Origin of the sequence: Nocardioides zeae (genome assembly GCF_030818655.1) — a bacterium.
GTDB lineage: Bacteria > Actinomycetota > Actinomycetes > Propionibacteriales > Nocardioidaceae > Nocardioides > Nocardioides zeae_A.
In genome coordinates this window covers 2,781,327-2,792,796 of sequence record NZ_JAUTAN010000001.1, presented here as the reverse complement: position 1 = coordinate 2,792,796, position 11,470 = coordinate 2,781,327, and the positions used below count along the sequence as shown (strand labels likewise).

At 73.5% G+C, this 11,470-nt stretch carries 12 protein-coding genes and 1 pseudogene; all 13 read left to right on the top strand.

All coding sequences use genetic code 11. The features are described 5' to 3' along the window. The first annotated feature begins 46 nt into the window (after nt 1–46). Entirely contained in the window at nt 47–598 is a 552-nt protein-coding gene (gene hpt / locus QE405_RS13265; protein WP_307201462.1) for a hypoxanthine phosphoribosyltransferase, read from the top strand. 119 nt (nt 599–717) lie between these two features. Then, nucleotides 718–2,879: pseudogene (ftsH, locus tag QE405_RS13260) on the top strand (ATP-dependent zinc metalloprotease FtsH); the annotation flags it as partial. Next, complete coding sequence (gene folE, locus QE405_RS13255) at nt 2,815–3,414, top strand: GTP cyclohydrolase I FolE (RefSeq protein ID WP_307205853.1); 600 nt, start codon at nt 2,815–2,817, stop codon at nt 3,412–3,414. The pseudogene ftsH and the gene folE, both read left to right, overlap by 65 nt. 26 nt (nt 3,415–3,440) lie before the next feature. After that, nucleotides 3,441–4,286: a dihydropteroate synthase gene (gene folP, locus QE405_RS13250; RefSeq protein ID WP_307205848.1), complete on the top strand. Its 846-nt coding sequence runs from the start codon at nt 3,441–3,443 to the stop codon at nt 4,284–4,286. After that, entirely contained in the window at nt 4,283–4,651 is a 369-nt protein-coding gene (folB, locus tag QE405_RS13245) for a dihydroneopterin aldolase (protein ID WP_307201460.1), read from the top strand. Before folP ends, folB begins: the two co-directional genes overlap by 4 nt. Next, the gene (folK, locus tag QE405_RS13240; RefSeq protein ID WP_307201457.1) at nt 4,648–5,220 is read left to right on the top strand and encodes a 2-amino-4-hydroxy-6-hydroxymethyldihydropteridine diphosphokinase; all 573 of its coding nucleotides are present in this window, start codon (nt 4,648–4,650) and stop codon (nt 5,218–5,220) included. The genes folB and folK overlap by 4 nt, the downstream gene beginning before the upstream one ends. Continuing rightward, nucleotides 5,168–5,749, top strand: coding sequence for a DUF3180 domain-containing protein (locus QE405_RS13235; RefSeq protein WP_307201455.1), 582 nt, complete (start codon nt 5,168–5,170; stop codon nt 5,747–5,749). The genes folK and QE405_RS13235 overlap by 53 nt, the downstream gene beginning before the upstream one ends. A 10-nt stretch (nt 5,750–5,759) precedes the next feature. Continuing rightward, nucleotides 5,760–6,365 carry a hypothetical protein gene (locus QE405_RS13230; protein ID WP_307201454.1) on the top strand — a complete coding sequence of 202 codons (606 nt, stop codon included), beginning with the start codon at nt 5,760–5,762 and terminating at the stop codon, nt 6,363–6,365. 423 nt (nt 6,366–6,788) lie between these two features. Next, nucleotides 6,789–7,523 (top strand): GNAT family N-acetyltransferase, encoded by a 735-nt coding sequence (locus QE405_RS13225; RefSeq protein ID WP_307201452.1) that lies wholly within the window; start codon nt 6,789–6,791, stop codon nt 7,521–7,523. Between the two features lie 23 nt (nt 7,524–7,546). Next, the gene (locus QE405_RS13220; RefSeq protein ID WP_307201450.1) at nt 7,547–8,314 is read left to right on the top strand and encodes a hypothetical protein; all 768 of its coding nucleotides are present in this window, start codon (nt 7,547–7,549) and stop codon (nt 8,312–8,314) included. A 903-nt stretch (nt 8,315–9,217) separates the two neighbouring features. Then, the gene (locus QE405_RS13215; RefSeq protein WP_307201448.1) at nt 9,218–10,132 is read left to right on the top strand and encodes a Rossmann-like and DUF2520 domain-containing protein; all 915 of its coding nucleotides are present in this window, start codon (nt 9,218–9,220) and stop codon (nt 10,130–10,132) included. After that, nucleotides 10,129–11,040 (top strand): pantoate--beta-alanine ligase, encoded by a 912-nt coding sequence (panC, locus tag QE405_RS13210; RefSeq protein ID WP_307201445.1) that lies wholly within the window; start codon nt 10,129–10,131, stop codon nt 11,038–11,040. Before QE405_RS13215 ends, panC begins: the two co-directional genes overlap by 4 nt. Further along, entirely contained in the window at nt 11,040–11,459 is a 420-nt protein-coding gene (panD, locus tag QE405_RS13205) for an aspartate 1-decarboxylase (RefSeq protein ID WP_307201442.1), read from the top strand. Before panC ends, panD begins: the two co-directional genes overlap by 1 nt. Nucleotides 11,460–11,470 lie beyond the last annotated feature (11 nt).

Genomic DNA, 11,470 nt, shown 5'->3' with positions numbered 1-11,470 from the left:
GGGCCGCCGCGCGGCGCACCGGCGACCTGTGGCAGGCTGACCTCTCGTGGACGCCTCCTCCGTCGAGAACGACCTGGTCAACATCCTCTTCACCGAGGAGGAGATCCTCGCGAAGCTCGAGGAGATGGCCCGCCGCATCGAGGCCGACTACGAGGGCAAGGAGCTCCTCGTCGTCGGCGTGCTCCGCGGCGCGATCATGGTGATGGCCGACCTCTCCCGCGCCCTCGAGCGCCACGTGGAGACCGACTGGATGGCCGTGTCGTCCTACGGGTCGGGCACCAAGTCGAGCGGTGTCGTGCGGATCCTCAAGGACCTCGACACCGACATCTCCGGCAAGCACGTGCTCGTCGTCGACGAGATCATCGACACGGGCCTCACGCTGAGCTGGCTGATCTCCAACCTGTCGAGCCGCGCCCCGGCGAGCGTCGAGATCGCGACCCTGCTCCGCAAGCCGGAGGCGCTGGCGATGCCCGTGACGCCGAAGTACGTCGGGTGGGACATCCCCAACGAGTTCGTCGTGGGCTACGGGCTCGACTACCAGGAGCGGTACCGCAACCTCCGCTGCATCGGGACCCTCGCGCCCCACGTCTACTCCTGATCCCACGCTCAGCCGGTCCTTGGGAACTGCTGCCAGAATCGGGCGGCAGGGCGGACAGACCGCGCGGGCGCGGTAGTTTCGTCCCCTGAGTCCTGGGCCGGTCGCGACGGCCGCCCGTCATCACGTCGTGGAAGAAGCCTGTGAAGCGTTTGTTCAAGGGGCCTTGGCTCTGGATCGTCCTCGCCGTGGTGGCGGTGCTGCTCTCGCTGCAGTTCCTGGTGTCCGGTGACGGTGCCGACGAGATCGACACCTCCCGCCTGGAGAAGTACATCGCGGACGGCCAGGTCAAGGACATCACGTTCATCGACGGCGACCAACGCATCGAGGCCACCCTCGACGACGACGTGAAGCGCGAGGGCGGCAGGGACGTCGTCGCCTACTACGTGCAGGGCCAGCAGGACACGATCCTCGCCGCCGTGGACCAGCAGGTGCAGGACGGCACGATCGAGAAGTCGAACTCGGAGAACCCGCAGCCCGGCCTGCTGAGCTCCCTGCTCGTCAGCCTCCTGCCGTTCATCATCATCCTCGCCCTCTTCATCTTCCTGATGAACCAGGTGCAGGGCGGCGGCGGCCGCGGCGTCATGCAGTTCGGCAAGTCCAAGGCGAAGCTCATCACCAAGGACATGCCCAAGACGACGTTCGCCGACGTCGCCGGGTGCGACGAGGCGATCGAGGAGCTCGGCGAGATCAAGGAGTTCCTCGCCGAGCCCGCGAAGTTCCAGGCCGTCGGCGCGAAGATCCCCAAGGGCGTCCTGCTCTACGGCCCGCCCGGCACCGGCAAGACGCTGCTCGCCCGCGCGGTGGCCGGCGAGGCCGGCGTGCCGTTCTACTCGATCTCCGGCTCCGACTTCGTCGAGATGTTCGTCGGCGTCGGCGCGAGCCGCGTCCGCGACCTGTTCGAGCAGGCCAAGGAGAACGCCCCGGCCATCGTCTTCATCGACGAGATCGACGCCGTGGGCCGGCACCGTGGCGCCGGCATGGGCGGCGGCCACGACGAGCGCGAGCAGACCCTCAACCAGCTGCTCGTCGAGATGGACGGCTTCGACGTGCGCGGCGGCGTCATCCTCATCGCCGCGACGAACCGGCCCGACGTGCTCGACCCGGCGCTGCTGCGCCCGGGCCGCTTCGACCGCCAGATCCAGGTGGACGCCCCCGACCTGACCGGCCGTCACAAGATCCTGCAGGTCCACTCGCGCGGCAAGCCGCTGGCCGAGGGCATCGACCTCATGTCGGTGGCCCGCCGCACGCCCGGCTTCAGCGGTGCCGACCTCGCCAACGTCCTCAACGAGGCCGCGCTCCTCACGGCGCGCTCCAACGACAAGCTCATCACCAACCACGCGCTCGACGAGGCCATCGACCGCGTGATCGCCGGCCCCCAGCGCCGTACCCGCCTGATGAACGAGCACGAGAAGCTGGTGACGGCCTACCACGAGGGCGGCCACGCGCTCGTGGCGGCGGCGCTCCCCGGCACCGACCCGGTGCACAAGGTGACGATCCTGCCGCGCGGTCGCGCGCTGGGTTACACGATGGTGCTGCCCGACGAGGACAAGTACTCCCAGACCCGCTCCGAGATGCTCGACAAGCTGGCCTACATGCTGGGCGGCCGGGCGGCGGAGGAGCTGATCTTCCACGACCCGACGACGGGTGCCGGCAACGACATCGAGAAGGCCACGAGCCTGGCCCGCGCGATGGTGACGCAGTACGGCATGACGGAGCGCCTCGGCGCCATCAAGCTCGGAGACTCCGGCGGCGAGCCGTTCCTGGGCCGCGACATGGGCCACCAGCGCAACTACTCGGAGGATGTCGCCGCGATCGTCGACGAGGAGACGAAGAAGTTCCTCGCCGCGGCCCACCAGGAGGCGTTCGACATCCTCGAGGAGAACCGCGACGTCCTCGACGCGCTGGTGCTCGCCCTGCTCGAGCGGGAGACCCTCGACAAGGCCGAGATCGCCGCCGTGTTCGAGCCGCTGCGCCGCCGCCCCGTGCGCCCGGCGTGGACCGGTTCCCCGACGCGCAACCCCTCCGCGATCCCGCCGGTCGAGATCCCCGCCGCGGTGCGCCAGCGCGCGGCCGAGGGTGCGGTGCCGCTCGACAAGGGCGAGGGGGGCGCCATCATCACGCCCCCGGGTCCGGGCGGCGACGTGCACGGCGGTGCCCCGGGTGCGCCCGGCACCCCGCCCCGGGCCGCCCGCCCCGGGTGCGCCGTGATCAGCCCGGTGTCCCACCCCGACCCGGCCGAGCGTCCCGACTACGACCACGACCGCGCCGAGGCCGCCATCCGCGAGCTGTTGTTCGCTATCGGCGAGGACCCCGACCGCGAGGGCCTGCAGCAGACGCCGGCCCGCGTGGCGCGGGCCTACGCGGAGCTCACCGCCGGGCTGCGTCAGCAGCCGGAGGACGTGCTGACCACGACGTTCGACATCGGGCACGACGAGATGGTCCTCGTGCGCGACATCGAGCTCTGGAGCATGTGCGAGCACCACCTCGTCCCCTTCACGGGCGTGGCGCACGTGGGCTACATCCCGTCGGCGAGCGGCAAGATCACGGGTCTCTCGAAGCTGGCCCGCCTGGTCGACGTCTACGCGAAGCGCCCGCAGGTGCAGGAGCGGCTCACGACGCAGGTGGCCGACGCCCTCATGCGGATCCTCGAGCCGCGCGGCTGCATCGTCGTCATCGAGGCCGAGCACCTCTGCATGACGATGCGCGGGGTGCGCAAGGCGGGCGCGCGCACGCTGACCTCGGCGGTCCGGGGCCAGATGCACGACCCGACCACGCGGTCGGAGGCCATGGCGCTGATCCACAGCCCGCGCCGCTGAGGAGCCGGTCCGTGCGTCCGCTCCTCATGGGCGTCGTCAACGTCACGCCCGACTCCTTCTCCGACGGTGGCCGCTGGGCCGATCCCGAGCGCGCGGTCGCGCACGGTCTCGCGCTGGTGGCCGACGGCGCCGACCTCCTCGACATCGGGGGCGAGTCGACCCGCCCGGGCGCGACCCGACCGCTGCTGGCCGAGGAGCTCGACCGCGTCGTCCCCGTCATCCGCGAGCTCGCCGTCGCCGGCGTCACCGTCTCGGTGGACACCATGCGCGCGGAGGTCGCCGAGGCGGCCCTCGCCGCCGGCGCCACCGTCGTCAACGACGTCTCGGGCGGCCTGGCCGACCCCCGCGTGCTCGCCGTGACCGCGGAGGCGGGTGCGACGTACGTGGCCATGCACTGGCGCGCGCACGCCGACCGCATGACCGACTTCGCGGACTACCCGCGGGGCGTGGTGACGGAGGTGGCCGAGGAGCTGGCGGTACGCCGCGACGCCGCCCTCGCCGCCGGCATCGCGCCCGAGCGGCTGGTGCTCGACCCCGGCCTGGGCTTCGCGAAGGGCGCGCACCACAACTGGGAGCTGCTCGCGGGGCTCGGGCGGCTCGACGGGCTGGGCCACCGCCTGCTCGTCGGCGCGAGCCGGAAGACCTTCCTCGGCCGGCTGCTGGCGGGACCCGAGGGGCCGCGTCCGGTGGACGGACGCGAGCACGCGACCGCCGCGCTGACCCTCATGCTGGCGGAGGCCGGGGTGTGGTGCGTGCGCGTGCACGACGTGCGCGCGAGCCGCGACGTGCTCGCGGTGCGCGAGGCGTGGCGCGGGGCAGCGGACGGGGCAGCGGGTCCCGACGCGAGCACGACGGGGGAGGAGCAGGCGTGACCGACGAGCTGGCCGTGCGGGGCATCGAGTGCTGGGCGCACCACGGCGTCTTCCCCGACGAGCGGCGCGAGGGCCAGCGGTTCGTGGTGGACCTCGTGCTGGGGCTCGACACGGCTCCCGCGGCGGCGTCCGACGACTTGCACGACACGGTCGACTACGGAAGTCTCACCATGGCGGTGAAGGCCGCCGTGGAGTCCGATCCCGTCGATCTGGTCGAGACGGTGGTCCAGCGCATCGCTGACGTGGTGCTGTTGGAACGTCGTGTTGAATGGGTCCGGGTGACCCTCCACAAGCCTGACGCACCCATCCCCACGACGTTCACCGACGTGGCGCTGACGATCGAACGGAAACGAGGCCCAAGGTGACCGAGACTCCGAACCCTCACATCATCGACGCGGACACCCTGACCGGGGAGATGCGACCCATCCGCCGCACGGTGGTCTCGTTGGGGTCCAACCTCGGCGACCGGTTCGCGAACCTGCAGGGTGCGGTGGACGCGCTGGCGGACACCCCCGAGGTGTGGATCACCAACGTCTCCGCGGTCTACGAGTCCGAGCCGCTGGGTGCGCCCGCGGGCTCCGACACCTTCTTGAACGCGGTCGTCCTCTTCGACACGACCCTCTCCGCCGCGCGTCTCATCGACCGCATGCAGGCCATCGAGGACGCCTTCGGCCGCGAGCGCGACGGCGTCGTCAACGCGCCCCGCACGCTCGACGTCGACCTCATCGTCGTCGGCGACCGGCGCAGCAACGAGCCGTGGCTGCAGCTGCCCCACCCGCGTGCTGCGGAGCGGGCGTTCGTCCTGCAGCCGTGGTACGACCTCGAGCCCGACGCCGAGATCCCCGACCACGGTCGCGTCGCCGACCTGCTCGGCGCGACCGGTGACCAGGGGCTCCAGCGGCGTGACGACCTCGTCCTCGCCAACCCCGCCTGACGGAGGCGACGCCCCCGGGGGCACCGGAGGCCCCGGGGGCACCGGGGGCACCGGGGGCACCGGGGAGCCCGACGGCTCGCGGCTCGGACCCGTCTCGCCGGCGGCGCTGACGGCCTTCCTCGTCGTCGGTCTCGTCGGCGGATGGTTGCTCCGTCGGCTGGGTCGATCGCTGGGCGTGGAGGTCCCGCCGGTGAGCTGGACGCAGGTGCTGCTCCTCGTGCTGGTGGCCGCGATCCTGGCGGGCACCGCCTGGTTCACGCGTCGCACCGTGGAGCGCGCCCGCGCCGACCTGCTCGCCCACCAGGCCGTCAACCGGCTGGTGCTGGCGCGCGCGTGCGCGCTGGTGGGGGCCCTGCTGGTGGGCGGCTACGTGGGGCACGCGGTCAGCTGGCTCGGCTCCCCGTCGTACGTCGCGGGGGAGCGCCTCACCCGCAGCCTCGTGGCCGCGGTGGCCGCCGGGGCCGTGCTGGCCGCGTCGTTGCTGCTCGAACGGGCGTGTCGCGTCCCCGCGGAGCCGCCTGCTCCCTAGGGTGGCGACCATGGCTTCCCCCAACGCTCGTCGCCGGCAGCGCAGCACGCGCCTCGTCGTGGCCGTCGCCCTCATCGTTGCCGCTGGCGTGCTGCTGGCCGCCGTCGTGCCCACGGGCTCCTTCCTCGCCGTCGCCGTCGCGGGTGCCGTCGCCGTGCTCCTGGGCGCGGCCGCGCTGCGCATCGCCCACTCCGAGCTGATGGCGTCGCGCCGCGACGCCGCGGCGGACCGGGCGTCGCAGGCGAAGGAGTACGCCGACCTCGCGGCCCGGCGCTCCACGGAGAACGCCGAGTTCATCGCCTCCGTCGAGGGCCGCATCGCCGACCGCGACGACGCCATCTCGGCGCGCGAGAAGGCGATCAGCGACCTCGAGCAGGCGGTCGAGCTCGCGCAGGCGAAGGTCGTCGAGCTGACCCGTCGGGCCGACGCCGAGGCGAAGCGTGCGGACGCCGCCGTGGCGGAGCGCGACGAGCTGCGGCGCAAGCTGCAGGCCGCCGAGGACCGTGCCGCCGAGGCCATCGTGCGCCTCGCGGAGCTCGAGCAGGAGCTCGACGTCGTGCGCGCCGACCTCCTGGCGTGGGAGGGCTCCCACGTCGACCTGCGCAAGCACGCCTGAGACCCTCCTGAGGGCGGCCGCCGGGCACGCGGTGCCCGTGCGGCACAATCGCACGGGTGATCCCGGACGACAGTCGATTCGAGTCGGACCCCGACGAGCTCCTGCCCGGTGACCCACCCCTGCCCGACGGCTGGCTGGTCGACACGGTCGACCCCGCCGTGGACGCCGACGTCGACCGGCTCGTCGAGCTCCTCCGTGGCCACGAGACCGCGGGCCGCGGCTGGGCCGGCGCCGACCGCGACGGCGTGCTCGTCGAGATCTCCGACCTGGGCACGCGCACCCGCGAGAACGTGGTGGTCCGCGACGCCGACGGCGTGATCCAGGCGTGGGGGAGCGTCCACGACCGCGCGGCGGGCCGCATGCTCTACGTCCACGTCGTCGCCCGCGACATCGACCACCGGGTCGCCGGGGCCCTGCTCCCGCGTGCTCTTCGCGTGGGCCGAGGGCCAGGCCCGCGAGGTGGGAGCCGCTCGCGGGCTCGCGGTCCAGCAGATCGACACCGGCGCGTTCGCCGACGACCCGCGCCAGCACGCCTGGCTGGCCGGGGCGGGCTTCGACCGGGTGCGGTCGTGGTGGCAGATGAGCCGCCCCGTGACGCCGGCGGAGGCCGGGCTGGTGCCCGACCCCGAGCGCTGGGAGAAGAACGGCGTGCTGTTCCGGGCCGTCGGCAGCGCCGACGACGGGATGCCCGACGAGGCCGACCTCCGCGCCGTGCACGAGGTGCTCGAAGGTGCCTTCACCGACCACTTCAACTCGCGCGAGGAGACCTTCGCGGAGTTCGTCCACCGGCTGCGCCAGGACCCGGGGCACCGGTGGGACCACTGGTGGCTGGCCGAGATCGTCGACGCGGGTGCTCCGGTGGCGGCCGGTGCGCTGGTCGCGACCGAGAGCATCTCCGACGACGGGCCGAACGGGTCCTACGTGGACTACCTCGGCGTGCTCTCCAACGCCCGCGGCCGGGGCGTGGCGAAGGGCCTCCTCCACACGGTCATCGCCGACGCCGCGGCGCGGGACCGCGACCGGGTCGGGCTGGAGGTCGACGCCGACTCGCCCACGGGTGCCGACGGGCTCTACACGTCGATGGGGTGGACCACGGCGTACATGACGCAGTCCTGGCACAAGGACGTCCCGGTGGCGACGCCGGGCGCGGACGCCTGACGGCCGTGCTGCCCCGATCCGCCATGACCCTCACCAGCCTCGGCATGCCGGCCCTGCCACCGCCCAGCGAGCCGACGTGGAAGCAGGCCTGGGACGCGGCGCTCTACGGCTCGGCGCAGGGTTACCTGCGTTCCCACCCGCCGACGCTGCTGCAGGCCCGCGAGGACGTGCTCGACCTCCTCGTCACCGAGGACCCCGCCGAGCTCGTCCTCCTGGGCTCGGTCGGCGCGCTGACGCCCGCGATCGCGCGGGCGCTGCCCCGGGCGGAGATCCGCTTCGACCTGCAGGCCGGCTACGCCGGCACCGTGCTCGCGGGCGACTGGCTCGCCCACGTGCCGACCCACGTGGTGCAGGTCGACGGCGACGGCTACCCGCGCATGGTCCACGTCGACCCGATCACCGGCCGGGAACGGCTCGGTGCCCGGCTCGCCGAGACCGGGGTGCCCCAGCAGGTGGGTCGCTGGCTCCAGGAGTGGTGGCCGGTCGCCGACCGCGGCACCGGGGCGAGGGCCGAGGTCGGTACGGCGCGGGACGCGGCCTGGCGCGACGTCGTGCGCAACCTGGGTCCGGGTGGCCGGGCGATCGCGCTCGAGCCCGGCCACGTCCGGTCGACGCGGCCCGACCGCGGCAGCCTGCGGTCGCTGGGCCCGGTGGGCACCGAGGCGGCCGTGATCGTGCCCGACGGCTCGCGGGACATCGTGGCCGACGTGGCCCTCGACGCCGTCGCCGACGCCACCGGATCCCTGCTCGTCGACGACGACGGCCCCACCCGCGTGGTGCACGTGGCCTGAGCGCGTCGAGTTGGGTTGAACGGCGCGGCGTGGGCGTCGAGATGGGTCGAACGGCGCGGCGTAGGCGTCGAGATGCGCGACGAGAGTGCGCGCGGCGGCCGAACCGGGGAAGGAAAACGCGGACTGGACAGGAAAACGCGGACCGGACCCGGCTGGGAACAGGAAAACGCGGACTCCCCGGCGCACCTGGTCCGCGTTCTCCTCGCCCGGGCCAGCACTCCGACCGGCACGTGCTGGACCCTCCGCCGTTTGCCCTGGCCCGTGCTGGTCGACCGGGTGGCCCCGGACGGGTCTCGCACCGGTCTCGGAAATGTGCAGCTGGGGCGAGCCGGAGGCGATCAGCGCTGCACCAACGTCCCATTTCGCAAGGCTGATCGGGGCCCCGCCCGAGCCACCGGACGATCCAACGCACCCGGTGGGCTGGATCCTCTGCGGACCCGGCCCGCCCGACCCCTGGAAAGGCCCGGTTGCTCATCGGGCAATGGAGTTCACCCAGCCTCGGCCAGGATCAGGAAAACGCGGACCGAACGGGCGGCAGCCCCCGCCGGAATGTCGCGGCCACCGGTCCGCGTTTTCTTCCGCCCCGTCCGGCGCTCGTCCGCGTTTTCTTCCCCCAGGGGGCCGATGCGGCCCGACCGTTCGACCCACCTCGACGCAGCCGCCGCGCCGTACGACCCATCTCGACGCGGCTGCCGCGCCGTACGACCCATCTCGACGCCAGGTGAGACAGGTCACGCCGGCATCCAATTCTCACGCCTGGAATCACGGGCGTAACGTTCCCGTTGCACCACCGTGACCGCCCCCGCGGTCACGGGAGTTCGAGACAACGTCCGGTACCCACACCGGCCCCGCGAGGGGTGGTCGGCGGGACGGGAACGAAAGGTTCGGACCATGTCGTCTGGCATGCCCTGCCCACGCCGCGTGGGCGTCATCGGCGCCGGCCGTGTCGGCGCCGTCATCGCGGCCGCCCTCGCGCACGCCGGCCACGAGGTCGTCGCCGCCTCCGGCGAGTCCGACGCCTCCCGCGACCGCGCCGCGGACCTCCTCCCCGGAGTCCCCCTCCTCAAGCCCTCGGCCGTCGCACGCGCCGCGGACCTCCTGCTGCTCACCGTGCCCGACGACATGCTCGGGAACGTCGTGGAGGTGCTCGCCGCGAGCGGTGCGATCCGTCCCGGCCAGGTCGTCCTCCACACCTCGGGCCGCCACGGCCTGGCGGCACTCGAGCCGGCCCGCCTCGCCGGCGCCCCAGTTGTCGCGCTCCACCCGGCGATGACCTTCACCGGCACCGCGACGGACCTGCCCCGCGTCGCGGCGTGCGCGTACGGCGCGACCGCGGCCCCCGCCGACCGTCCCGTCGTCGAGCAGCTCGTGGCCGACCTCGGGGGTCGCGTCGTCTGGGTGCCGGAGGAGCGGCGCGCGCTCTACCACGCCGCGCTCGCCCACGGCGCCAACCACCTCGTCACGCTGGTCGCGGAGGCGCGCGAGATCCTCGCCGCGAGCGCGGACGGCGTCACCGACCCCGCCGACGTGCTCCGTCCCCTGCTCGAGGCCGCCCTCGACAACGCGCTCCGCTCCGGGGACGCGGCCCTGACCGGCCCGGTCGTCCGCGGCGACGTCGGCACGGTGGCGACCCACCTCGACGAGATCGGTCGGGAGGCCCCGCAGGCCCTGGCCTCCTACCGCACGCTGGCGCGCGCGACCGTCGGGCGCGCCGCCACCGACGGGCGCCTGCTCCCGATCCGCGCCGCGCGCCTCCTGCAGGAGATCGACGGCGCCACCCACGACGCCGCCCAGCCCGGTCCGGAGAGCATCCGTTGAGCACCCTCACCAGCCCGGCGCTCGCGCCGACGCGGTCGGCCCTGCGCGCCGAGATCGCCGCCGTGCGCGCCCAGCGGGGCGGGGCAGGGCGGGTCGCGCTCGTCCCCACCATGGGCGCGCTGCACGTCGGCCACGCGTCCCTCATGCGCGAGGCCCGCGACCATGTCGGTGCCGACGGCGTCGTCGTCGCCTCCGTGTTCGTCAACCCGCTCCAGTTCGGGCAGGGCGAGGACCTCGACCGCTACCCGCGCACCCTCGACGCCGACCTCGCCGTCTGCGGTGCCGAGGGCGTCGACGTCGTGTTCGCCCCGGCGGTCGACGAGGTCTACCCCGGCGGTGACCCCCAGGTGACCGTGGAGCCCGGTCCCCTCGCGACCCTCCTCGAGGGCGCCAGCCGCCCCGGCCACTTCCGCGGCGTGCTGACGGTCGTCGCCAAGCTGTTCGGCCTCGTGCAGCCCGACGTCGCGGTCTTCGGCCAGAAGGACTTCCAGCAGCTCACCCTGGTGCGCCGCATGGTGGCCGACCTGTGCCTGCCGGTCGAGGTCGTCGGCGCCGAGACCGTCCGCGAGCCCGACGGTCTCGCGCTCAGCTCCCGCAACCGCTACCTCGACCCCGAGCAGCGCCGCACGGCCGTCGTGCTGTCCCGCGCCCTCGCCGCGGCGCGCGAGCACGCGACGTACGGCGCGGAGGCCGCCCGCGAGGCCGGCGTCGCCGCGATCGCGGGGACGCCCGGCGTGGAGCTGGACTACCTCGTCGTCACGGAGGCGGACCTCGCTGCCGTGGACGGCACCCGGGAGGACGTCCGTGAGGGGCGCGTCCTCGTGGCGGCCCGCCTGGGCGCGACCCGGCTCCTCGACAACCTGCCGATCACGATCCACCCGACGCCCCCGAGCGAGGAGAGCCGCTGATGCTCCGCACCATGATGAAGAGCAAGATCCACCGCGCCACCGTGACGCAGGCCGACCTGCACTACGTGGGCTCCGTGACGGTGGACGAGGACCTCCTCGACGCCGCCGACCTGCTGCCCGGCGAGCTCGTGCACATCGTCGACATCACCAACGGCGCGCGCCTGGAGACCTACACGATCGCGGGCGAGCGGGGCTCGGGCGTCATCGGCATCAACGGTGCCGCCGCCCGTCTCGTGCAGCCGGGCGACCTGGTCATCCTCATCGCCTACGCCCAGCTGACGACGGCGGAGGCGAAGGAGCTCAAGCCCCACGTCGTGTTCGTCGACGCCGACAACAAGGTGCTCGCCACGGGCTTCGACCCGGCCGAGGCGATCGCCGGGTCGGGTCTCGTCCGCGGCGACACCCTCGCCGCCCGCTGAGCCCGCACCGC